Here is a 23,906-nt window from a genome sequence, read left to right as displayed (position 1 = left end):
TTTCTCCTGGCCGGGCCAGGGGTGCGAAATCGATGCTTTTTCGTGAATTCCGGTTACATTTGGTTGACGAAGTGCTGGTATTGCCGGTATAAATCTTGCTGAATGTTGGATTGGAACGAATGGTATTCGTGAAACTCCCGTTGGGGAGGTTCACGTTCGGGGGTGAGTGGGCTCTCCCTCCCATTAGGTAGGTTTGTGATCCTGACCCGGTTTTAAGGAGTCATTCCCATGAAGGTAGGTCGTATCGGCGGTATCGGATTGTTGGCCTTGCTGGCTTTTATGAGCCCGGATGGGCAGGCGGGCGCGGAGACGCTGCGCGGTGCCGTGGAAGGGGTTTTGCAGCGCCATGACCGTGTGCTGGCCGCCAAGGCCGATGTCACCGCGGGTGAGGAGCGCGTCTCCGAGACCTTCAAATCCGGCTTTCTGCCCACCTTGACCTTGAGCGGTCAATACGGGCATGAGCGGCGCTTGCAGAAGGCCCCGGGCACCGATACCGAACTGGAGCCGCGTGAATTCGACGTGCGGTTGAGTCAGTTGTTGTTCGACTTCGGCAAGGCCTATGCAGCGGTGGATGTGGCGCGTTTGAACAAGGACCAGTTGCTCGCCGATCTGGAGACCGCGCAGCAAAACCTGATCCTGGATTCGGCCACGGCCTACTACCAGATGCGTAAGACCAACGAGGTCTTGAAATACTCCAGGCAGTCGGTGGAGAGCATCAAGCGTCAGGGCGAGGTGGAAGATGTGCGCGTGGCCCTGGGACGCGGTTACTCGTCGGACGTGCTGCAAGTCAAGATGCAACTGGCCGGGGCCCGGGCCCGTGAGGTGCAGGCCACGGGTGCCGTGGCGCAGGCCCAGGAGCGTGTGCGCACGGTCTTTTTGCAGGAGCCCGCCGAAGTCCTGAAATATTCGCCTCCGGACGAGACCTTTCTGAAAAATCTTCCCAAGAGCGTGGATGACGCAGTGGCGGTGAGCGTGCAGAAGAACCCGCAGCTCAACAAGCGGCGTCTGACCGCCGACATGCGCGAGGCCCAGAAGCGTGGCGCGTTGCGCAACAACTTCTTTCCCACCTTTCAGGCGATCATCGAGCGTAAGTTCAAGGACAAGATCAGCGGCGTGGATGAGTTCGAGGACGAGACCTACGGTCGCGTGGAGATGAGCTATCCGTTGAATCTGGGTTTGTCCGGGTTGAACTCCGTGGCCGCCGCCGGTCAGGATCTGGAGTCGGCCAAGCGGCAATACGAGGATACCCGGCGTTTGATCGAAGAGCAGGCCCGCGTGGCCTGGCACAACCTCAACACCGCCCGCGCCAATGCCGAACTGCTGCACAACCAGGCCAACATTGCCCAGAAATTTTTGGAATTGGCCCGCGAGGAGCGCAAGCTCGACAAGCGGTCGCTTCTCGAGGTTCTGACCGCCGAGACGGCGTTGATCAACGCCCGTGCGGATGCCACCGCCGCCGAGACCGATGTGATCATCGCCGGTTATACGTTGTTGCAGGCCATGGGTGCTCTGGATACCGTCGCCCTCGACAGCGGCAACGGTCCGCCCAAGCGGATGACGGATGGTCCGGCGGTGCCGCCTCCGGCCTCCGAGCCGGCCAAGTCCGCCAAGCCTGCCGCCGACAAGAAGGCGGATGCGCCCAAAGCGGACAAGAAAGCCGATGCCGCCAAGAAGGGCGCCAAGGCAGAGACCAAGAAGTAAGAAGTGACCAAGACCGGTGTAAAAACCGTTGCAGGGGTCCGGGGACCGAAGGTCCCCGGCGGAGGTCCGGAGGCAGAGCCTCCGGGACTTTGTTTTTGACTTTGGCGCGCTTTGCAAAATAGCGTTTTCTTTCGCGTTTTTTGCGAAAAAAAACGCTGCGCGCCGTCTTGGTTCCTTGAGACGTTTTGCGTCTTTGCAAAACGTCTCAAGGAACCATCGCCAGAACGAACCGTCGCGGAACCGACCGTCACCAGAACGGAGGACCGTCGGACAACCGACCGTCGCCAGAAGGGAGGACCGTCGGACAACCGACCGTCGCCAGAACGGAGGACCGTCGGACAACCGACCGCGAAGGCGGTTGGCCAAACGGCCCCTGCGCATCAACCGTTTCCCTGCCGCGGCCCATCCCATCACCTTCCACGCATGAATCAACCAACCTCATGACGGTTCTGCTCAGGCAGCTGTTTTCCCGCCCCCTCTTCGCGGTCGAGTTGTTGGCCGTCTCCCTGTGCATCCACATCCTGGGACTGGCATCCTCCCTCTACGTCATGCAGGTGTTGAATCGCTATGTGTCGCACGGGCTCGATTCCACCTTGTTCACCCTGACCATCGGGGCGATCCTGGCGATCGTCCTGGAGTACGGCTTTCGACAGGCCCGCCTGAAACTGACCCATGGGGTGACGGTGAAGCCGGATTATCATCTTGGCATCGGCATCTTCGACCGCATCACCACCACCAGCGCGGCCAGCATCGATCGACTGACCCCCGCCGCGCAACGGGAGATCGTCGCGGCGCCCGGAGTGCTCGGCAGGGCCCATGCGCCGGCCAATCTCGTGGCCCTGATCGACCTCCCCTTTGCCTTGATGTTCGTGGGGGTGTTGTTTTTGATTCAACCCTCGGTGGGTTGGGTGGCGCTGTTTTTTCTGATCTTGACCTTCATCGTCTCGATGTTGGGGCATCCCCTGTTGCGCGGACTGCTCAAGGAGCAGACCCAGACCGCCTCCGAGGTGACCGCCCTGAGTGGCGCGACCCTGCGTGCCGTGGACGCGGTGCGCGCCTTCAATGGCGCGGAGTTGTTGAAGAGCCGCTTTCGCACCCGTCAGGCCGAGGGGTCGCGTCTGCAACGGCTGGTGGAGACGCGTCGGGAGCTGATCCAGACCGCGGCCCAGAGCCTTGGGGCGTTGATGAGCGTTTTCGTCATCGCCGAGGGGGCCAGATTGGCCGTGGCCGGGCAGATGGATGTGGGATTGCTGGTGTCGGCCAACATTCTGGCCTCCCGGGCCATGGCGCCGATCCTGCGATTTGCGCAGTTGGGCGCGGTGCTGGGTGAGGCGCGGCGTGCCATGGAGACCTTGGGCGCGTTCACCCGCCTGCCCGTGGAACGGCCCGCCGGCGCGCAGTTGAAAACCTTCAACGGTCGCCTGGAGTTGAAGGATCTCGCTTTTGCCCATCCGGAATCCGATCCGCTTTTCGAATCCCTCAACCTGGTCCTGACCGCCGGCACCTCGCTGGTGGTGGCCGGGGCCAACGGCTCCGGAAAGACCACCCTGGCACGCATTCTGGTGGGATTGTTGGAGCCGACCCGTGGCCAGATCCTCGTCGATGGGGTGAATCTCGATCAGTTGTCGCTGGCCTGGTGGCGGCGTCAGGTGGTCTATCTGCCTCAGGAACCCACCTTCGTCGAGGGGACGATCCGGGATAATCTTCTGATCATGAACCCCGATTGGAGCGAGGAGGGGATGAACGCCGCCATCGCCGAGGCCGGTTTGGCCAAATTCCTCCATGACAGTCCGAAAGGGTTGAATACCCCGCTGGTCAACGGCGGCGCCCAGCTGGCCATGGGGATTCGCAAGCGTCTGGCCCTGGCCCGCGCCCTCGGGGGAGAGTGTCGTCTGGTGATCTTCGACGAACCGTTGGAAGGGATGGATCTGCCCGGTCGCGAGGCGGTCACCGGGGTGATCGCCCGCCTGGCCAGGCAGGGGCGCGGGGTGATTGTCTTTTCCCACGACGCGGGGTTGATCCGGGGGGCGGATTTCGTGCTGAATCTGGATCGCAAGCCGGTGCCCGAGGTGCGCGTCAAGGCGGTGCAACCGGCGGAGTCGGGATCATGAGCGGCATGCCGGTTGTTCCGATGTCGGGTGACGAGATCGACGACGGGGTGGGTCGCGGTCACCATCTGGTGGTGTCGCTGTTTCTCGGGCTGTTCGTGGGCATGATGATCTGGGGCTCCTACGGCATGCTCGACGTGGTGAGCTACGCCCAGGGCGAGGTGATTCCCTCGACCATGCTCAAGCAGGTGCAGCATCTGGAAGGGGGCGTGATCCGGAGGATTCTGGTCAAGGAGGGGGAGACGGTCCGCAAGGGACAACCCCTGGTCGAGTTGGAGAGCGTGGCCAGCGACTCCGACGTGGGGGAGTTGACCGCCCGCATCGCCTCGCTGGAGGTGGACAACGCCCGTTTGCAGGCCGAGGCCGGCGGGGCCGAAAAGATCACCTTTTCGGCCACCATGAAGAAAAATCATCCGGATCTGGTCGCGCGTGCCGAGGAGTTGTTTGCCAGCAACCGCGCCAGGCGTCACGAGAAGCTCGCCAGCCTGCGCGAGAGCGTGGCCGGCCAGAAACAGGCGATCCAGGAGGTGCAGTCGCGCATTCGCGGCAACAAGAAGCGGCTGAGTCTGGTGGAAGAACAGGTGAAGATCAGCGGTGAGTTGCTGAAAAAGGATATCACCAACCGCTACTCCCATCTGGACCTGCTCAAGGAGCAGCATCAGATCTCCGGGGCCATCGAGACCGATGCCCAAACCCTGTTGCGCACCGAGGCGGCCTACAAGGAGGCCCAGGCCAATCTGGCGGCGGTGGGTCACGAGTTCGAAGAGGCGGCGCGGGAGAAACTGGCCGAGAACCGCCGCCAGATGACCGAACTGTCGGTACGGTTGCAGAAGTTCGAGAACAACCAGTCCCGCACCGTGTTGACCGCGCCGGTCGATGGGGTGGTGAAGAATCTTTATGTGGTGACCGAGGGCGGGGTGATCCCGCCGGGTGGCACGGCCCTGGATCTGGTGCCGGGGGAGGATCGCCTGGTGGTCGAGGCGAAACTGCCGATTCAGGATATCGGCTATGTGAGCGTCGGGCAGCCGGCCTTCATCACCCTGACCTCGGCGGATGCCTCCCGGTTCGGCAAGCTGGCCGGCACAGTGGTGTTGATCAGTCCCGATGCCCAGGCCACCAAGGAGGGGAACCACTATTACAAGGTGCGCGTGGAGACCGAGCGGGCCTATTTCGAGAAGGGGAGCATGCGCTATCAGCTCTTTCCGGGCATGATCGTGCGCTGCGCGATTCACACCGGGCAGCGCACGGTGATCGAGTATCTTTTCTACCCGGTCATGAGTTTCATGGATCCGGCCCTGACCGAGCGTTAGACAGCGACAGGCGCGGGATCATGCGGAGATTGGCGGCGCGGGATCACTCGGTGATCGGCAGGATGGTGTCGTGACACCAGTTGGCGTCATCCTTGTCGGGATAGTCGGTGGTGTAGTGGAGGCCGCGACTCTCCTTGCGATGGATGGCGGAACGGATGATCAGCGAGGCCACCACGGCGATGTTGCGCAGTTCCAGCAGGTCGCGGGAGATGCGGCAGTTCCAGTAGTGTTCGTTGATTTCGCGTTGCACCAGTTCGATGCGGCGTCGGGCGCTGTGCAGACGGCGATTGGAGCGCACGATGCCTACGTAGTTGCCCATGAAACGGCGGATTTCGTCCCAGTTGTGGGAGATCAGCACCGCTTCCTGGCAGACATGGGAGTCGAAGCTGTCCCAGAGCGGGATGTCCGGATGGGCGAAACGGGGGTGCTCGCGCATGGTGTTGAGCATGGCGTTGCCGGCGGCCTCGGCGAAGACCAGGCACTCCAGCAGGCTGTTGGAGGCGAGCCGGTTGGCCCCGTGCAGACCGGTATGGCTCACCTCGCCGATGGCGAAGAGGCCATCGATGTCGGTGTGTCCGTGCAGGTCGGTGACCACGCCGCCACAGGTGTAGTGGGCGGCTGGGACGACCGGGAGGGGCTCGGAGGTCATGTCGATGCCCAACTCCAGACATTTTTTGTGAATGTTCGGGAAATGATCCTCGATGAAGCTTTTGCCCTTGGCGGTGATGTCCAGGTAGACGCAGGGATCGCCGGAGCGTTTCATTTCGTAGTCGATGGCCCGTGCCACGATGTCGCGCGGGGCCAGGTCGGCGCGCGGGTGGTGACGTTGCATGAAGGGTTCGCCGTTTTTCATCACCAGGATGCCGCCTTCGCCGCGCACCGCCTCGGAGATCAGGAACGATTTGGCCTTGGGGTGGTACAGGCAGGTGGGGTGGAACTGGATGAACTCCATGTTGGCGACGCGGCAACCGGCCCGATAGGCCATGGCGATGCCATCCCCGGTGGCGATGTCCGGGTTGGAGGTGTAGCGGTAGACCTTGCCCGCGCCACCCGAGGCCAGGATCGTGAAGCGGGCCTGGAGGGTCGCGACCCGACCGGTCGGGATCTCCAGGGCGTAGCAGCCGAAGCAGCGGTTGGGTTGACCGGGCGCGAAGATACCGAGTTTGCGGGCCGTGACCAGATCGATGGCCATGTGGTCGGCGAGGATGCGGATGCGCGGATGTTGTTTGGCCCGTTCCAGGAGCAGTTCCATGACCGCCCGTCCGGTGGCGTCGGCGGTATGGATGACCCGGCGGGTGGAGTGGCCCCCTTCCTTGGTGAGATGAAACCCACCCTGGGTCTCGTCTCGGGTGAAGGGCGTGCCGAGGTCGAGGAGGCGACGGATGGAGCGGGGTCCGTTTTCCACCACCTGCCGGACCGTATCCTCGTGGCAGAGTCCGGCGCCGGCGATCAGGGTGTCGGCGATGTGGGAGTTCAGGTCATCGGCGGGGTCGAGCACCGCGGCGATGCCGCCCTGGGCGTAGTAGCTGTTGGATTCTCCCTCCGCGGCCTTGGTGAGCACGAGCACGTCGCCGTGTCCGGCCATGCGCAGGGCCAGATCCAGACCAGCGACGCCGGCGCCGATGATCAGGAAATCGGCGGTAAGCGGACGGGATGAGAGCAAGGTGGACATGGGGTCCCTATTTTGGCCTTGTTGTGGCGTCTGTCAAGACATGCTATGTGATCTGACGTGAGAATCGAACGTTTCTTGAGATGAAACAAGGATTTCATGGTTTGGAAACCCGGATGCGCCGATTGTCGGCGACGGCAAGCAGACTGGCCAGAATGGTGCGAACCGGCATGCGCGTGCCGCGGAACGCCAACTCTTCCCACGGATTTCCGGGTCGCGCGTGATAGGGTCTTGGATGTTCATGGTATGATTCGGGAACTGGGGAATGAGGGGTGCGCAACGCTTCCAATTCCATGGTATGAGTGTAGCATGAGGAGGTGTCCATTCGGCAAGCACAAAGTCGCGGCTTGTGGGTTGTATCGTGAGGAAGGTTGTGAAAGTCGCTTCTCATGAGCTATGATACATCGACTCACGCTGCATTGGTGTTGGGACGAGCATGCGTTAGAGAAATCAATTGTGGCAAAAAATAATGGGGTAGGGTTGAATTTTTGCAACGAAACGGTGTTTAATCTTGTCAAAGCGTCAGATGGAGCCGATGTGGAGTCCGAGCTTTTGAGCGAAGTCGAAGCAGACCAGATCGGGTCGGACCAGACCGAAGCGGATGCCATCGGGTCGGACCAGACCGAAGCGGATGCCATCGGGTCGGACCAGGCCAAAGCGGATGCCATCGGGTCGGACCAGGCCAAAGCGGATGCCATCGGGTCGCTCCAGACCGAACCGGCCCAGACCGGGGGCGATGACGCCGATCGACTGTTGGTGTCGCACGCCCAGAAGGGGGATCAGAAAGCCTTCGAGGTGCTGGTGCGACGCTATCAGGGCAGGGTGGCCTCCACCATCGGTCGGATCGTCTCGGATCCGGACAAGGTGCTGGATCTGACCCAGGAGACCTTCATCAAGGCCTATCGCGCCTTGGAGAAGTTCCGGGGCGAATCGGCGTTCTACACCTGGCTCTATCGGATCGCCGTGAACACGGGCAAGAATCACCTCTTGTCCAGGGAGCGCGGGTTGTCGATGTCCGACGAGGAGTTGGAAGACTCGGAGCGGATGGCCCCGCAGTTGCGCAACCACGAAACACCGGAACGCCTGATGCTGCGCCAGGAGATGATGACCAACCTGCGTCAGGCCATCGATGCCTTGCCGGAACAGATGCGTCGCGCCATCCAGATGCGCGACGTGGAGGGACACTCCTACGAGGAGATCGCCAAGGCCTTGCACTGTCCCATCGGGACGGTGCGTTCACGAATTTACCGCAGTCGTCAGGAGATCATGGATCGGATGCAGGCCTATTTGCAGGATAGAAATCCATACGGTATGGGCACGGGACATCATCATGCGAGGGGGCACGGGCGATGAGTCAGTCGGGCGGTTGTGATCCGGAACTGGTTTCCGCGTTTCTGGACAGCGAGTTGGATCGTATCATCGTCGGCCATGTGGCGCGACATCTCATTCATTGCGACCACTGTTGCCGCACCATGGGGCGACTGGCGCAGATTCGCGAACTCATGGCCGGCGAGGCTCCCTGGTTCGAAACCGAGGCCTTCACCGAATCGGTGATGCTGGCCATCCGCAACGAAAAGAGCACCACGCCGCGGGATGTGCGCCGCGATTCGCTCCGGGATCGTCTGTTGCGTTTCGGCATTCCGGTGCTCGTGGTGGGAACGATTCTCGCCGAGGCCCTGCCGGTCGGGGCCGAGTCATCGGAGACGCTGGAGTCGCCGGAAATCCATGCCTGAACCCAGAAGAATCGAAAAACCGAAAATGATCCGCGAAGAGGGACTTGTCGTGGCCCTGGAAGGGGCGTATGCGGTGGTGAGCGGCCAACGTCAAAAGATGTGCGGCTCGTGCCATAATTCACAATCCTGCACTGTCCTTTCTGGAGGGCTGGGGCAGCGATCCATCAAGATCCGTGCCTTCAACGCCTGTCATGCCCAGGTCGGGGAGAGGGTCTCCATCGAAATCTCCGAACGAACCTTTCTCAGGGCCTCGTTTCTGGTCTATATTCTCCCCCTGGTGGTTCTGTTCGCCATGGTGGCATGGGCACGCTACCTGATTCAGACCTTCGGCTGGTCCGTGGATATCGAAGCCTGGTCCGCAGTGGTCGGATTCGTCTCCCTGGCCGCGACCTTTTTCTGGTTGCACAGCCGCTCCCATCGTTCGGATCGGGATGGCGGACCCGTGGTCGTGGAAGTGCTCTCCACCGATTGGTGTCATGGTCAACCGCCCGGTTTTCTCTCCTGATCCTATTTCACCAAGGGAATCGTCCATGTCGAAGCTGACCGGTCGGCTGCTTGTCGTTTGTGGGCTGTTGCTGATGTGCCTGGGGATGATCGCCTCCGCCGAGGCCAGCAACCTGCCCGATCTGGTCCCCCTGGTGAAGAAACTCCAGCCGGTGGTGGTGAATATCAGCACCTCCCAGAAGGTTCATGCGTCCGCTTCCCGGCAGGGCGGAAAACTCCCCCGTCGCGGTCAGCCGCAAGGGGAGTCGCCCCTGGATGAGCTGTTCCGGCGTTTTTTCGAGGAGGGGCCGAACGATCACCCCTCGATGCAGTCGCGCAGTCTGGGTTCCGGGGTGATCATCGACGACGCGGGCCATATCCTCACCAACCATCATGTGGTGGACGAGGCGGACGAGATCCTGGTGCGTCTGTCCGACGAGCGGGAACTGGTCGCCACGGTGGTGGGGCGCGACGCCAAGAGCGATCTGGCCCTGATCCGCATCAAGAGCGATGGAAAATTGCCGATCGCCACCCTGGGCAACTCCGATCAGGCCGAGGTCGGCTCGTGGGTGGTGGCGATCGGCAATCCGTTCGGACTGGAGGCCTCGGTGACCATGGGGATCATCTCCGCGCGCGGTCGCAGCATTGGCAGCGGTCCCTATGACAATTTCCTCCAGACCGACGCAGCCATCAATCCGGGCAACTCCGGCGGTCCGTTGTTCAATCTGCAAGGCGAGGTGATCGGCATCAATACCGCGATTTTCTCCCGTTCCGGCGGCAACATGGGAATCGGTTTCGCGATTCCGATCAACATGGCCAAATCCATCGTCGCGCAGTTGCGCGAGTCGGGGAAGGTGACCCGTGGTTGGCTCGGGGTGCGTATCCAGACCGTGACCAAGGAGTTGGCCGAGGCGTTGGGTCTGGGTGACCAGAGGGGAGCACTGGTGGCGAGCGTGGAGCCGAAGAGTCCGGCGGAAGCGGCGGGGGTGCGCTCCGGGGATGTGATCGTGCGGTTCGATGGTCATGAGGTGGGGCGGATGAAGGAGTTGCCGGCCATCGTCGCCGAGACGCCGGTGAACAAGAAGGTCGCCATGGAGGTGGTGCGCGCGGGCGAATCCCGGAAGATGGAGGTGGTGATCGCCGCGATGCGCGATGACGAACCGGACGAAGACGAGGATGAGGAGCGCGATGCCGGTTCGGGAAAACGGGAGAAGACGATTCTGGGCGTGGTGCCTCAGACGCTGACGCCGGAGTGGCGCGAGCGTCTGGAACTGCCCGCCGGGATCGAGGGGGTGGTGGTGGCGAACGTGGAGAGCGGTTCTCCGGCGGATCAATCCGGCATGCGTCCCGGCGATCTGATCCAGGAACTCAACCGCAAGCCGATCAAGAGCGTGGAGGACCTGCGCGCCGTGCTCGGCAAGGCGACTCCGGGGCAGACGCTGTTGGTGCTGATGCGTCGTGGCAGCGATCCGTTGTTCCTGGCCGTGCCCCTGCCGGCCAAAAAGCCGTGAAGCGCAGCAAGCCTTTCACCTGAACCTTGGTGAATCGGGATCTGCTCACCCATTGTTTTCCTCCCGTCATTCGATGAGAGCCGTTCTTTAAACATGGACGCAACCGATTGGACTGGATTGTCAACCGCTCCCCATGGGGCCATCCTGTCACGGGTTGCGGAGATGCTCCGAGAGGTTCATCTAAGCGCAAGGTTGCGTTCAGAGCATCCCCAGGTATGGATGGAGATGGAAACACGGTTTTCCTATCTTCCGGTTGCCTGTTCGGGCAGCATGATCGATTATCAAATGGCCTATGGGAGCTGTGGCGGGGCCGTCATGATCGACATCTCCCTGATCTTGAATCATGATCGCAATCCTTGCGGACTCTGGCCGCTTTCGTTGACGCTCCTTGAAAACGGTGACGCACGTATCAGCAGTCAAGGCGGATGCATCGCTTCACCTCTGTTCCTGGCCGAACTGGCCGGGAGATCGGTTCATGACATTGTGACGAGATGCCTGAATTTCCTGAAACTGCTTGGGAACTGGACGCGTCATCGTGAACTGATGTTGATGGAGGGCTTTTCCGGACGCCATGCAATCGGCCATTGGCATGATCAACTGATGCGGTTGGGCGCCGTGGTGACGGTGCGTCACGAGCTGTTCGTGGATCTCTCCCTGTCGTTGGCGGAGATCAAGAGCTGCATGCGCAAGAGTTTTCGTTCGTTGATCACCTCGGGCAGCAAGATCTGGCAGCTCGAATCGATCACCTCGGCCAATCCGGAGGTGTGGGCGGAGTTCAAGCGATTGCATTGCCAGGTTGCGGGACGATCAACCCGTTCCGATGAGACCTGGCAGATTCAATACGATACCGTGGTCAGTCAGCAGGGGTTTTTGATCGGTCTGCGTGACGCGCATCAACGTCTGGTGGGGGGCGGTTACTTTCATGTCACCAGGCAGGAAGGGTGTTATGCGGTTGCGGCTTATGACCGCGCGCTGTTCGACAAACCGCTCGGGCACGTCGTCCAGTTTATGGCCATTCAGGAGATGCAGCGTCGTGGATTGCGTTGGTACAAGATCGGTCGGCGCCACTATCCCGCGGATACGCCGTCGCCCACGGAAAAGGAGCTATCCATCGCCTGTTTCAAGCAGGGATTCGCGACCCATATCTTGCCGAGCTACGAATTCAGTCTCACCCTATCCCCCCTTGATTCCGCATCCCCCCCTTGATTCCGCATCCCCCCCCTTGATTCCGCATCCCCCCCCTTGATTCCGCATCTCCCCTTGATTCCGCATCCCCCCCTTGATTCCGCATCCCCCCCTTGATTCCGTTTTCTGACCTGGTGATTGTTCAGCACGCCCTTGCCCGCGCGGATGAGTCGGGAAAATGACGGGAGATCAAGAGGCTGTCCGGCCATCACCGCACAGCCTCGCATGATCGAACAGGCTTGAATATCCGTCGCGGATCGGTATTCTTGATATCGTTGATTGGGTGTTTTCATTGTTTTTCTATAGGTTTAAAAAAATCTATTGAGATCGATTATGGGTTTATATAAAATAAAGAGCGCATTGTTTCGGATAATGAAATCATATTGGAAGCAATCCACGCCAAGGGCCCTGCCTGGCTTTGTCCGTGGATCGGTCATGCCTGGTGGGGCAGGGGGATCCATTCTTATGTTGGCCATTCTGTCATGACCGCCTCGGAATGCCCGTCAGGGAGGTCCACGATGCTGTTTCATGCCCCATGGGGAAAAACCGATGGAGCGGTGGTCCATCATCTGGCGCATCATGGTGCGGATGTGGCGGCGTGTTTCGAGGGGCTTGCCACGCACCCGGTGGTGCGGAGCCGCCTGGAGCAAACGGCGGGCAGGGCGCTCACGGCGCGCGATATCCTCCGTTTGGCGGTGCTCGCCTTTCTGCACGATGTGGGCAAGTTGCATCCGGGATTTCAGGCCAAGGGGTGGAGCGGGGTCAACTGGCCGTTTTCCAAGCCCGGACATGTCGATGCCGGGGCGGCGATCTTCTTTTCCGGCGCGGAAAAATGGCGTATCGCCAACAACCTGCACCTGCCCGCGCTGCATCGCTGGGGTGTGAATGAACATCTCCTCGGTGCCGTTCTCGCCCATCATGGCCGGCCTTTTCAACCCAACAGGGTCCACGGATGGCAAGCCGCGTTCGGGTACGACCCTCTGGCCGCATCCAGGGAGATGGGCGAGGTCATGTCCAGCTGGTTTGCCACCGCCTTCGACGAAGGGGGCGAGGTTCTGCCGGAGCGTTTCGAATTCCAGCATCTGCTGTGCGGTCTGGTCACCCTGGCCGACTGGCTGGGATCCACGCGGACGATCTTCGATTATCGGCCCGAACTCGACATCCATTACATGGAACAGGCCCGGGAGAAGGCGCGGCGGGCGCTGGAGGAGGTTGGTCTGGATGCCGGGGCCTTGCGGCGTACCGGCGCATCCTGGACCGAATTCGCCACGATCAGTGGCCGAACCGATCCCCCGCGTCCGGCGCAACGACTCGTCGGGGCGTGGCCGCTGGAGGATCCGCTGGTGATCCTCGAAGCGGAAACCGGATCCGGCAAGACCGAGGCCGCTTTGTGGCGGTTTGCCCAACTGTTCGCGGCGGGCAAGGTGGAGAGCCTCTATTTCGCCCTGCCCACGCGGGCCGCCGCCCGACAACTGCATGGTCGGGTGCAACAGGCGTTGCGACGCATGTTCGGCGACCATGCTCCGGAGGTGGTGCTCGCCGTGCCGGGCTACTTGCAAGCCGGGGAGAGCACCGGGTGCCATCTCCCTGGCTGGGAGGTCCGCTGGGACGATGACGATGGCCGGGACGAACGGCAGCGTCTGGCCCGCTGGGCGGCGGAAAGCGCCAAGCGTTACCTGGCGGCCACCGTGGCTGTGGGCACGGTGGATCAGGTGATGCTGGCCGGGGTTCAGGTCAAGCATGCCCATCTGCGCGGGGCGGCGCTCTGCCGGTCGCTGCTGGTGATCGATGAGGTCCACGCTTCCGACTCCTACATGAGCCGGATCCAGACCCATCTGCTCAATCAGCATGTCGGACGCGGCGGATACGCCATGCTGATGTCGGCGACTCTCGGTTCCGTGGCGCGCAGCCGCTGGTTGAGCCGGAGGTGGAAGGTGGATCAACCCTCCTTTGCGGAGGCGGAGTCCGCCCCCTATCCGGCGGTCTGGGGGATGTCCACGCCCCAACCCCGCGAAGCCGCCCTGGCCGGAGCGGGGAAAAAGGTGGCGATGACCCTGCTCTCCGGTTGGGATGCCGCCGAGGCGACCCATCCTGCCATCGACGCGGCGCGACGTGGGGCGCGGGTGCTGGTGATCCGCAACACCGTCAAGGCGGCGGTGGGGAACTTTCGCGCGGTTCGGGAGGCCGGTGCGGAGGATTGGCTGTGGCAGGCGGCTGGCGGACCGGCGCTGCATCACAGCCGGTTCGCCGCCGAGGATCGCATGCTGCTCGACCGCTCCGTGGAATCCGTGCTCGCCCCGCACGCGGAGCGCGTGCCAGGGGGCGTCATCGTCATCGGGACGCAGACCCTGGAACAGAGCCTCGACATCGATGCCGATCTGCTGATCACCGATCTCTGTCCGGTGGATGTGTTGCTGCAACGCATCGGGAGGTTGCATCGCCACGCTCTGCCCCGGCCCGACGGGTTCGAGAGGCCGGCCTGCATGGTGTTGGCGCCAGGGGAGGGGCTCGACCGGCTGGCCGCGCCGGCTTTTGACAACGGTCTGGGCTGTTTTCGGGATGGGGGCGGGGTGTATCGCAACCTGCATGCCTGCGAGTTGACGCGACGTCTGGTTGGGGAGCATCCCGAGTGGCGGATTCCGGCCATGAACCGGTTTCTGGTCGAAAGCGCGACCCATCCGGACATGATCGAGGCGCTCAACGCGGAAAAAGGGGCGCTCTGGAGCGACTACTGGAACAAGGCGACCGGGAGCGACATGGCCGAGACGCATGCGGCCCGGAATGTTCTTCTGGAAACGGAACGGGGATTTGCCGATACCTGTTTTCCTGGGGACGAGGAGAAGATTCGTACCCGGCTTGGGGAGGAGGGGGCGCGGATCATCTTCGTGGCGCCGGTGGTGGGCCCCTTCGGGGTGGTCATCGGCGGGTTGACATTACCCGCCCACTGGTCGAGGGGGGTGGTTGCGGAGGAAAAAGTGACGGCGCGGACCGAAAATGACCAGGTGTTCTTTCAGGTCGGCGACGTCCCGTTCATCTATGGCAGGGAAGGGGTGGAAAAGGCAGGCCCATGACGACGCTTCGATACAATCTTCTGGATGAACCCCATGTGCGGGTCTCCCCTCTGGGTGTCCTGACGCTTCCGGGCCTGTTGGCCGCCCTGACCCGTGATGAGGTGGAGGGGTTCCCGGCATTGAGGCCGCATCAGGTGCCGTTCTGGCATATGTTTCTGGTGCAGTTGGCGGCACTGGCGCTGCACGGCGCAGGGAAAACGGACATCCCCACCGACGAACCAACCTGGAAAGGGTTGCTGCGCGGTCTGACCCCGGATTTTCCGGATGACGAGCCGTGGTGCCTGCTGGTGGAGGATTGGAGCCGGCCCGCCTTCATGCAACCGCCGGTGCCCGCGGAGGTCAGGCTGGAGAAGGAGATTCCGACGCCCGATGCCCTCGACCTGCTGATCACGTCGAAAAATCACGATCTCAAGCAGTCCCTGGCCCGTGACGGCGCGGTGGAGGATTGGGTTTACGCGCTGGTCTCTCTGCAAACCGGGGAAGGGTATGGCGGGGCGGGCAATCAGGGCATAGCCCGCATGAACGGCGGATCTTCCTCCCGTCCCATGCTGACCCTGGCACCCTTGCTCGTCACTACGGGCCGTGGCGGCTTGACGACGCCTCGCTCGGGGGCGTGGTTTGGACGGGATGTGCGGGTATTGCTCGAGAAGCGGGAGGAGGTTCTGGAGCGGTCAGCCCTGGAGTATCCCGCCGGGAAGGGGCTTGGGCTGGTCTGGCTGGCCCCCTGGTCGGAAGGGGCACAGCTTCGGATCAACCAGTTGGACATCTGGTTCATCGAGGTGTGCCGCCGGGTGCGTCTGATCCTGAGGGAGGATTGTGGCATCTCCTGTCGCAAGGGCATCTCCCAAAAGACCCGCATCGATGCCAAGCATCTCAAGGGTGCCCTGGGGGATCCTTATGCACCGGTACACAAGACTGAAAACAAGAACTTTACCCTGTCTGGGGGCGATTTCGATTACCGCACGTTGACCGATTTGTTCCTTTCCGGGGAATGGGTTCGTCCGTTGCTGGCCGAAACGGCCTCTTTCGAGGTTGGTGGCGCGACTCTGGCCCTGGTGGCCAGCGCGTTGGCGCGGGGCAACAGCAAGACCGAGGGATTCAAATCCCGGACGGTTCCCGTGGGCGGCCCGATCTCCCGCGCCCTTGGTCCCAAGCGTGCTGAGCTGCACAAACTGGCCCAGGCGCAAATGAAGACCATCGCGGAGTTTGACAAGGCTCTGCGTGACGCGCTGGTTCTGGTGGTGGCGAAGGGCGATCACGCGCGCATCAAGAAAGAGCATTACACCTTCACCAGCACGGCCAGAGACCATCTCGACCGTTATGCCGACGCCATCTTTTTCGAGCGGCTCTGGGCGCGGTTCGAGGCTTGGGAGGAGCAGGGCGAGGAGGGGGAGGGAGCCGAGGAGGAGGCATTCCTACGTCTGCTCTGGGCGCGCACGCGCGCCATCTTCGAGGCGGCGTTGCCCGGCATGCCCTGTTCCGGTTTGTTCCGTCCCCGTGCCGAGGCGCGGGCGCGTCGGAGGCTCAACCAGGCCGTCGGAAAGAGCTTTCCCCATCTTTTCTCGCAGGCAACCACCCCGGACATCAACAAGGAGAACGCCAACGATGCCACCCGATGAGCATGCCACCGGCCTGGGAGAGGCCGTTCATAAAACCTCGGCTTATCTGCTGAGGCTCGACCCCGGACCGCTGGCCCGTCTGCGACGCATGGACGCCCAGGGCCCCGGAGAGACCGATTTCTGGCAATTGGCCGGAGCGTGCGGATTCTTGACCACCATGCAGGGAGATGCATGGTTGCGGTTGGTGAAGGTCATGGCGTTGCTGACCCCGAGGGGCGATCCGGCGGCCAGGGGGCGATTGCACCAGGGCGAGCGCGCTTTCGGGGCGGTGCTGTGCGATGGTGGTCAGCCCGCCTGGTCGGGTGAGACGCCCTTTTTTTCGGAAACCCGTCTGGCCCGTTTTCTCGCGTTGCCCTTTGCCGGACGCGGCGATGCTCTCGAGGGGATGGCGCGCATGCTGGCGGCCAGTCGCGCGCCCGATCTGGGTATCAACTGTCTCGACATCGCCTGTCTGCTCTTTTCCAACGACGTCGAACACACCCGCAAGCTGGCAACCACCTATTATGGCCGTCTCGACCACGCCTTCAATCCCAAGCACAAGGAAAACGCCGCATGACCGCTCCTCGATTCCTGCAAATTCACACCCTGCACTCCTATACCGCCGCGCTGCTCAACCGCGACGACTCCGGCCAGGCCAAACGGTTGATGTATGGCGATACGCAGCGCACCCGCATCTCCTCGCAATGCCTGAAGCGTCACTGGCGCAAGGCCGAGACCGACCCCCACGCCCTGGGAAAGCTGACAGGGTATGTGGCGTCGTTCCGCTCCCGCGAACTGGTGACCCAAAAGGTGATCGAGCCCCTGTGGGGACGTTACCCGGAAGGGGTGGTGAATGCGCTGAATGCGGCGTTCCAGAAACTGGTGTATGGCGACAAGGGCGAAACCAAGAAAAGCCGGCAGACTCTGCTGCTGGGGCAGCCGGAGTTGGATTGGCTGGCGGCGCAGGCCGAAAGGATCGCCTCGGAGTCCTCCGATGCCAAGGGGGCGGAAAAAGCTGTTGCCGAATGGGTCAAGGATAAGAATTTCAAGGTCATGAGCGCCAATGCCGCCCTGCCCGGCGGTCTGACGGCGGCGTTGTTCGGGCGCATGGTCACCTCCGATCCGGCGGCCAACATCGACGCGCCGGTGCATGTCGCCCATGCGTTCACGGTCCATGCTGCGGAGGCCGAGGGGGATTACTTCACGGCGGTCGATGACCTTAAACGGGATGATGAGGACAGCGGCGCGGATACCATCCAGGAGACCGAACTGACCTGTGGTCTGTTTTACGGTTATCTGGTGATCGATCTGCCCGGCCTTATCGGCAATTGCGGCGATGATCGGGAGTTGGCCGCCAGAGTGGTCCACAATCTCGTTCATCTGGTGGCCGAGGTTTCGCCTGGCGCCAAACTTGGCTCGACCGCCCCCTATGGCCGCGCGGATCTGATGCTCATCGAAGCGGGCGATCGGCAGCCGCGTTCGCTGGCCACCGCCTACCGCCGACCCATTCCCCACGATCTGGAACGGGCGGTGGCCCAACTCGATGGGCAACTGTCCCAATACGACGAAGTTTACGCCACCGGCGAGGCGCGCCGCTACCTGTCCACGGCTTCGACCCCGCTCACCCCCACCGCATCGAGCCCACTGGAACGGGTTTCCCTCAAGAGTCTGGCCGAATGGGCCGCCAGTCAACTCCGGGAAGTCGCCGATGTCTGACCACCGCTGGCTTATCCTCACCCTGGAAGCGCCGTTGCTCTCCTTCGGGGGCGTGACCATCGATCATATGGGCGTCAGCCGCGATTTTCCCGCTGCCTCCATGCTGACCGGTCTGATTGCCAACGCCTTGGGCCATGCCCGCACCGACTGGGCGCGCCACCAGCGGCTTCAAGATCGGCTGATCTTCGCGGTGCGGTGGGAACGGGAGTCCGGCTCGGGTTTGCTCACCGACACCCAGAACGCGCAACTGGCCAAAAACGATCAGGGCTGGACCACCTGGGGTCAACCCGAAGGCCGTGATGGCGCCTCCTATGGCGCACCCCACCGCCGTCAGCGGGAGTACCACATGGATGCCTGCCTGACGGTCGTCCTGCGGCTTGAGCCGGATGCCGACACGTCCGATCCCGATACCCTCGCGGCCTGTTTTGACCGTCCCGCCCGGCCTCTGTTCATCGGTCGCAAGTCGTGCCTGCCGAGCGGTCCGCTGCGCCGGCATGCGTGTATCGAGGCCCCCACCGCCCACGCGGCCCTGCGCCGACTTCCCGGATCGGAGCGCTTGCGGGCGCTCTGGCCTCTGGGGGAAGGTCCGGAGGATGGCGCGGAGGTGTTGCGTGTCCTCGATCTGCCGGACATCCGCAACTGGCGCACCGGGCTGCATGGAGGCGCCCGCCAGGTCGTCGAGGGCTTCGTTCATCCGGAGCATGGACCATGACCACACTTTACATGATCAGTCTGCCGCTGGATCTGCGCGAATTGCGTCGTTGGTCCGCGGGCCGTAATCTGGCCTCCGACGAAGGGAGCGCCTTGCATCACCTGCTGAGCGAAACCTTTGGCAAGGGTATCTTGCAACCCTTCCGTCTGATGGTGGCGCGGGAAGGGCGGTCCGGAACGCTCTACGCCTATACCCGCCAGGAGCAGACGACCCTCCAGGAAACAGCGCGCGAGACCGCTACCCCGGAGGCTCTGAATCTGTGCAATCCCGCCCGGATGGCGGTCAAGGCGATGCCGGATGCATGGCCAACCGGACGGAGGCTGGCTTTCGATATCCGTGTTCGTCCCGTACGCCGACTCCGACACCCCTTGGGTGATTTTCAGCGCCAGGGGGCGGAAGTGGACGCTTTTCTCGTCGAGGCGCTGCGCCGTTATCCCGATGCCCCTCCCGAGGAAGCCGGGAGCGGTTTGCAGCGGGATCAGGTCTATGCGCACTGGTTCGCCGAACGGCTCGGTGAAGCGGCTCAAGTGGAAAGGATCCGCATGACCCGCTTTGAACGGGTTCGGGTTTCAAGGCACGGTGCCGAACTCGCCCAGGGACCGGATGTTTCGTTTCAGGGGGAGATGACGATTGTCGATGGTCCCCAATTCGCGGAGAAACTCGCCCGAGGGATCGGTCGGCATACTGCCTATGGTTATGGGATGCTGCTGCTGCGGCCTGCGCAACGGGGATAACGATGCTGATTGGACGTCTTGGCCTTGAAAAGGCGCGGATACCCTATTCAGACCGGCATGGTCTGGTCTGGCTGGATCGGGGGCGTCTGGAGGTCGAGGATGGCTGCTTGCGTTTCGTGACGGCTGGCGGGGGTGAGTTGGCTGCGGGGGATTATCAAATTCCGCATCAGTCCCTGTCGATTGTGCTGTTGGGGCCCGGATCAAGCGTCACCCATGACGCGCTGCGTTTGTTGGCGCGGCATGGATGCGCCTTGGCGGCCATCGGGGAGGGGGCGGTGCGGTTTTATACCGCCCAACCCCTGATGCCGGACTCTTCGGCGCTGGCGCGCGCGCAGGTGACGCTCTGGTCGGATCTCAAAACGCGCATGGAAGTGGCACGGGCGATGTATGCGATTCGCTTTGGCGAGATCGTGCGTACCCGTGACATCGAGGTGCTGCGCGGACAGGAAGGAGCGCGCATCAAACGCAGCTACCAGTTGGCCGCCGAGCGGCATGGTGTTTCCTGGAGTGGCCGGCACTACGATCATGCCCATCCTGGAATGGACGATCTTCCCAATCAGGCGCTCAACCATGCCTCGAGCGCCATGCGCGCGGCAGCGGGTGTGGCTGTGGCTGCGGTCGGGGTCATTCCGCAATTGGGTTTCATCCACGAGGATTCCGGGCACGCTTTCGTGCTCGACATCGCGGATCTTTACCGGCACGATGTCACTCTGGATATCGCATTCGGCGCTGCCAGGGAGGCCATCAAGACCGGTGAGTCGGTGGAACGACTCACACGCCAGCGTGCCGCGCGATTGTTGCGGCAGAAAGATGTGATCCCCGGAATGATCGACCGGATCAAACGGTTGTTGAACCGTGATGGCGAAGCGGAGCGTTCCTGATGCCGATGGTCGTGGTCGTGACGCGCGATGTGGAAGGTCGCTATCGGGGATTTCTCAGCTCCATCATGCTGGAACTTGCCCCTGGGGTGTATGCGCACCCGCGTATCAGCCCTGCCGTGCGGGCACGGATCTGGTCCGTTCTCACCGAATGGCACGCACAGCTGCGACAAGGCAGTCTTGTCATGACCTGGAGCGATAGCGCCGCAAACGGTGGCCTCGGACTCTCCACGCTGGGAGAGCCACCCAAAGAGATCGTTACCCACAATGCCATGCTGCTGGTGCGTCGGGCATTGCCGAACAAAACAAACACGCCGACTTGATCCCTCCTTGGGGATCCAACTTTGTTCTTTGACAAAACAGCTTAATTGGCCGATAGTTAAACGCCAGAGGTTCCCCCGCCTGCGCGGGGATAGACCGGGCCGGATGCCGAGGATGTGGAGCTTGACACGGGTTCCCCCGCCTGCGCGGGGATAGACCCTCATTCAGGTTTTCCCACGCCGGTGCCGGCATGGTTCCCCCGCCTGCGCGGGGATAGACCCTGCGGAACGCCCTCGGATCGACTCGTGACGGCGGTTCCCCCGCCTGCGCGGGGATAGACCTTGACCAGATTTCGGAGGATGGAATCCTTGAAGGGGTTCCCCCGCCTGCGCGGGGATAGACCCCCGCGCGCCCGCTCCAAACGCCTGCGCCACCGGGTTCCCCCGCCTGCGCGGGGATAGACCTCAGGCCGATAACAGACGACCGAACCGTGGAGAGGTTCCCCCGCCTGCGCGGGGATAGACCCTGCTTATGACCTGGGGATAATCCATGGCGCTCGGTTCCCCCGCCTGCGCGGGGATAGACCCCATTCGGTTTCTCGATTGTCCGGGAAATGACAGGTTCCCCCGCCTGCGCGGGGATAGACCCAAGGAATTGCTTGATCAGTATGCGCAGTTGGAGGTTCCCCCGCCTGCGCGGGGATAGACCCCGGGGATTACGAGGGCGTGCAAGCTTTTCTCGGGTTCCCCCGCCTGCGCGGGGATAGACCCGCTCTTGCGGAAGCTGAACAACGGCGATTTCGGGTTCCCCCGCCTGCGCGGGGATAGACCCGTTTGCAGAGCGGCGTATTTGTAAGCCGCCGAGGTTCCCCCGCCTGCGCGGGGATAGACCCTGCTTATGACCTGGGGATAATCCATGGCGCTCGGTTCCCCCGCCTGCGCGGGGATAGACCCGCGGTCATGGCCTGCCGGGACGAAACTGGTGGGGTTCCCCCGCCTGCGCGGGGATAGACCCATGCCGGCAGATCTATATCCGATTCCGGGACCGGTTCCCCCGCCTGCGCGGGGATAGACCCATCCCGGACTTACTTTCCCCGCAGTCGGCGCAGGTTCCCCCGCCTGCGCGGGGATAGACCCCGGCTCGATGAATTTTCCGCCGATCTGCGTAGGGTTCCCCCGCCTGCGCGGGGATAGACCCCGCGATGACCCGGCGGCGGGTTTCTCCCATTAGGTTCCCCCGCCTGCGCGGGGATAGACCCATCACGAAGCAGTATATTGCGGACGTGACCGAGGTTCCCCCGCCTGCGCGGGGATAGACCCAGTGTGCGAGGTGGCCAGTCAGTGTGTGCAATGGTTCCCCCGCCTGCGCGGGGATAGACCCTGAATGGCGATGGCCGTCCCAGGAGATTTTTGGGTTCCCCCGCCTGCGCGGGGATAGACCCAAGCCACTCCGCGCGCACACCCAGCGCGACACGGTTCCCCCGCCTGCGCGGGGATAGACCCCCGCCCACCGGACCGCGTTTTGATAGCTTCAAGGGTTCCCCCGCCTGCGCGGGGATAGACCCATCCCGGACTTACTTTCCCCGCAGTCGGCGCAGGTTCCCCCGCCTGCGCGGGGATAGACCCCCGTCATCCCGCAATTCACCAAGCACCAGCGAGGTTCCCCCGCCTGCGCGGGGATAGACCCTGCGCAAGATGCAGCCGCAAGCCGTTGAGGAGGTTCCCCCGCCTGCGCGGGGATAGACCCGAACAGAACGTCACCACGATCATCCGGCAAAAGGTTCCCCCGCCTGCGCGGGGATAGACCCAAGCGGTGTTATCTTTAAGGCCGTTGATTTGCGGTTCCCCCGCCTGCGCGGGGATAGACCCCCGGCTGGCGGGCCGGGTCGGGTCGAAGATGGGGTTCCCCCGCCTGCGCGGGGATAGACCCAGATTGGTGAACGCAGAGGCTGCTCTGACACGGGTTCCCCCGCCTGCGCGGGGATAGACCCTTTACCTCATCCACCCCGACGGCAAAAAGATCGGTTCCCCCGCCTGCGCGGGGATAGACCCAACGAACGGTCATTTTCCGGATGGTGCGCGAGGGTTCCCCCGCCTGCGCGGGGATAGACCCAGCTTTCTTGGCGTCATTGATTCCAAGCGCCAGGTTCCCCCGCCTGCGCGGGGATAGACCCTGTCGCCGGGGCGCTGGATGCGGTGTGGGACGGGTTCCCCCGCCTGCGCGGGGATAGACCCAAGAGGTCGCCGTGCTGGCCGCCGAGGAGGGAGGTTCCCCCGCCTGCGCGGGGATAGACCCCGAACGCCCCACGACATACCCTCCCATCCCCAGGTTCCCCCGCCTGCGCGGGGATAGACCCGCGACCTGCTCGACGCCCGGAGATTATCCGGTGGTTCCCCCGCCTGCGCGGGGATAGACCCTTCAGGCGCTATATCCGCGTGGTGGATACCATGGTTCCCCCGCCTGCGCGGGGATAGACCCACATGGATCGCTCCGATATCCATCACAAGCCTGGTTCCCCCGCCTGCGCGGGGATAGACCCCTTTTCCATGTGGCGGGCGACGAGTAGAAACCGGTTCCCCCGCCTGCGCGGGGATAGACCCCATGGCCGATCTTGTCCGCCCACTCGGTGAACGGTTCCCCCGCCTGCGCGGGGATAGACCTCAGGCCGGTCACATCCGGCACGGTGAGCAGAGGGTTCCCCCGCCTGCGCGGGGATAGACCCCCCGGAGTCTGCACGCTTGACACCGTGTAAGCGGTTCCCCCGCCTGCGCGGGGATAGACCCTCGCCGTGCATGCGGCGCTGACGAGCGGGGTCGGTTCCCCCGTCTGCGCGGGGATAGACCCACCATTGCTCACCTGCGCATGGATGTCCATCGGGTTCCCCCGCCTGCGCGGGGATAGACCCTGACGGACTGACTGACCGGACTGACGACCGGGGGTTCCCCCGCCTGCGCGGGGATAGACCCTTATTCGATCGGGGGAGGAAGGAATGCAGCCAGGTTCCCCCGCCTGCGCGGGGATAGACCCGGCATGTGGATCATCATTGATGCGTTTTCAAAGGTTCCCCCGCCTGCGCGGGGATAGACCCCGCACCCGCACCACCGCCGCGTTGCGCCGCATGGTTCCCCCGCCTGCGCGGGGATAGACCCTGACTTAGCGCACATTTTTACGCGCGCGTTTGGGTTCCCCCGCCTGCGCGGGGATAGACCCCCGGCTGGCGGGCCGGGTCGGGTCGA

Annotated in this window: 17 protein-coding genes and 1 CRISPR repeat array; of the genes, 16 read left to right on the top strand and 1 reads right to left on the bottom strand. The window is 63.0% G+C overall.

The window, feature by feature from the left end; genetic code table 11:
* Positions 1–228: 228 nt before the first annotated feature.
* The 3 genes from ACV4UY_RS10515 (at position 229) to ACV4UY_RS10505 (ending at position 5,119) form a co-directional block, all read left to right on the top strand.
* On the top strand, positions 229–1,701 hold the full coding sequence (locus tag ACV4UY_RS10515; protein WP_491607551.1) for a TolC family protein: 1,473 nt from the start codon (positions 229–231) through the stop codon (positions 1,699–1,701).
* Positions 1,702–2,141: 440 nt separating this feature from the next.
* Positions 2,142–3,812 carry an ATP-binding cassette domain-containing protein gene (locus ACV4UY_RS10510; protein ID WP_491607550.1) on the top strand — a complete coding sequence of 557 codons (1,671 nt, stop codon included), beginning with the start codon at positions 2,142–2,144 and terminating at the stop codon, positions 3,810–3,812.
* Positions 3,809–5,119, top strand: a complete 1,311-nt coding sequence (locus ACV4UY_RS10505; RefSeq protein WP_491607549.1) for an HlyD family type I secretion periplasmic adaptor subunit — start codon at positions 3,809–3,811, stop codon at positions 5,117–5,119. Before ACV4UY_RS10510 ends, ACV4UY_RS10505 begins: the two co-directional genes overlap by 4 nt.
* Positions 5,120–5,162: 43 nt before the next feature.
* On the opposite strand, the gene nadB is transcribed toward ACV4UY_RS10505, so the two are convergent.
* On the bottom strand, positions 5,163–6,791 hold the full coding sequence (gene nadB, locus ACV4UY_RS10500; RefSeq protein WP_491607548.1) for an L-aspartate oxidase: 1,629 nt from the start codon (positions 6,789–6,791) through the stop codon (positions 5,163–5,165).
* 534 nt (positions 6,792–7,325) lie between these two features.
* Between nadB and rpoE the strand changes: the two genes are divergently transcribed.
* From rpoE to cas2e, 13 genes are all read left to right on the top strand, one after another.
* On the top strand, positions 7,326–8,141 hold the full coding sequence (rpoE, locus tag ACV4UY_RS10495; RefSeq protein WP_491607547.1) for an RNA polymerase sigma factor RpoE: 816 nt from the start codon (positions 7,326–7,328) through the stop codon (positions 8,139–8,141).
* Positions 8,138–8,521 carry a hypothetical protein gene (locus tag ACV4UY_RS10490; RefSeq protein ID WP_491607546.1) on the top strand — a complete coding sequence of 128 codons (384 nt, stop codon included), beginning with the start codon at positions 8,138–8,140 and terminating at the stop codon, positions 8,519–8,521. Before rpoE ends, ACV4UY_RS10490 begins: the two co-directional genes overlap by 4 nt.
* Positions 8,514–9,026 (top strand): SoxR reducing system RseC family protein, encoded by a 513-nt coding sequence (locus ACV4UY_RS10485; protein ID WP_491607545.1) that lies wholly within the window; start codon positions 8,514–8,516, stop codon positions 9,024–9,026. The genes ACV4UY_RS10490 and ACV4UY_RS10485 overlap by 8 nt, the downstream gene beginning before the upstream one ends.
* Before the next feature lie 25 nt (positions 9,027–9,051).
* On the top strand, positions 9,052–10,515 hold the full coding sequence (locus ACV4UY_RS10480) for a DegQ family serine endoprotease (RefSeq protein WP_491607544.1): 1,464 nt from the start codon (positions 9,052–9,054) through the stop codon (positions 10,513–10,515).
* Positions 10,516–10,608: 93 nt separating this feature from the next.
* Positions 10,609–11,721 (top strand): FemAB family protein, encoded by a 1,113-nt coding sequence (locus ACV4UY_RS10475; protein WP_491607543.1) that lies wholly within the window; start codon positions 10,609–10,611, stop codon positions 11,719–11,721.
* A gap of 497 nt (positions 11,722–12,218) precedes the next feature.
* Positions 12,219–14,771: a CRISPR-associated helicase Cas3' gene (gene cas3, locus ACV4UY_RS10470; RefSeq protein WP_491607542.1), complete on the top strand. Its 2,553-nt coding sequence runs from the start codon at positions 12,219–12,221 to the stop codon at positions 14,769–14,771.
* On the top strand, positions 14,768–16,390 hold the full coding sequence (locus tag ACV4UY_RS10465) for a CRISPR-associated protein Cse1 (RefSeq protein ID WP_491607541.1): 1,623 nt from the start codon (positions 14,768–14,770) through the stop codon (positions 16,388–16,390). Before cas3 ends, ACV4UY_RS10465 begins: the two co-directional genes overlap by 4 nt.
* A complete protein-coding gene (locus ACV4UY_RS10460) occupies positions 16,377–16,946 on the top strand; it encodes a hypothetical protein (RefSeq protein ID WP_491607540.1) in 570 nt (189 codons plus the stop codon). Before ACV4UY_RS10465 ends, ACV4UY_RS10460 begins: the two co-directional genes overlap by 14 nt.
* Complete coding sequence (gene cas7e, locus ACV4UY_RS10455; RefSeq protein WP_491607539.1) at positions 16,943–18,085, top strand: type I-E CRISPR-associated protein Cas7/Cse4/CasC; 1,143 nt, start codon at positions 16,943–16,945, stop codon at positions 18,083–18,085. The genes ACV4UY_RS10460 and cas7e overlap by 4 nt, the downstream gene beginning before the upstream one ends.
* Entirely contained in the window at positions 18,078–18,797 is a 720-nt protein-coding gene (gene cas5e, locus ACV4UY_RS10450; RefSeq protein ID WP_491607538.1) for a type I-E CRISPR-associated protein Cas5/CasD, read from the top strand. The genes cas7e and cas5e overlap by 8 nt, the downstream gene beginning before the upstream one ends.
* On the top strand, positions 18,794–19,531 hold the full coding sequence (locus tag ACV4UY_RS10445) for a type I-E CRISPR-associated protein Cas6/Cse3/CasE (protein WP_491607537.1): 738 nt from the start codon (positions 18,794–18,796) through the stop codon (positions 19,529–19,531). Before cas5e ends, ACV4UY_RS10445 begins: the two co-directional genes overlap by 4 nt.
* Before the next feature lie 2 nt (positions 19,532–19,533).
* Positions 19,534–20,412, top strand: coding sequence for a type I-E CRISPR-associated endonuclease Cas1e (gene cas1e / locus ACV4UY_RS10440; protein ID WP_491607536.1), 879 nt, complete (start codon positions 19,534–19,536; stop codon positions 20,410–20,412).
* Positions 20,412–20,732, top strand: coding sequence for a type I-E CRISPR-associated endoribonuclease Cas2e (gene cas2e / locus ACV4UY_RS10435; RefSeq protein ID WP_491607535.1), 321 nt, complete (start codon positions 20,412–20,414; stop codon positions 20,730–20,732). Before cas1e ends, cas2e begins: the two co-directional genes overlap by 1 nt.
* A gap of 68 nt (positions 20,733–20,800) precedes the next feature.
* Positions 20,801–23,880: a CRISPR direct-repeat array (repeat unit 29 nt; unit sequence GGTTCCCCCGCCTGCGCGGGGATAGACCC).
* Positions 23,881–23,906: the final 26 nt, after the last annotated feature.

The organism is Candidatus Magnetaquiglobus sp., from assembly GCF_058402785.1.
The sequence above is the reverse complement of the archived record's forward strand: the minus strand, read 5'-3'. Positions and strand labels throughout refer to the sequence as shown.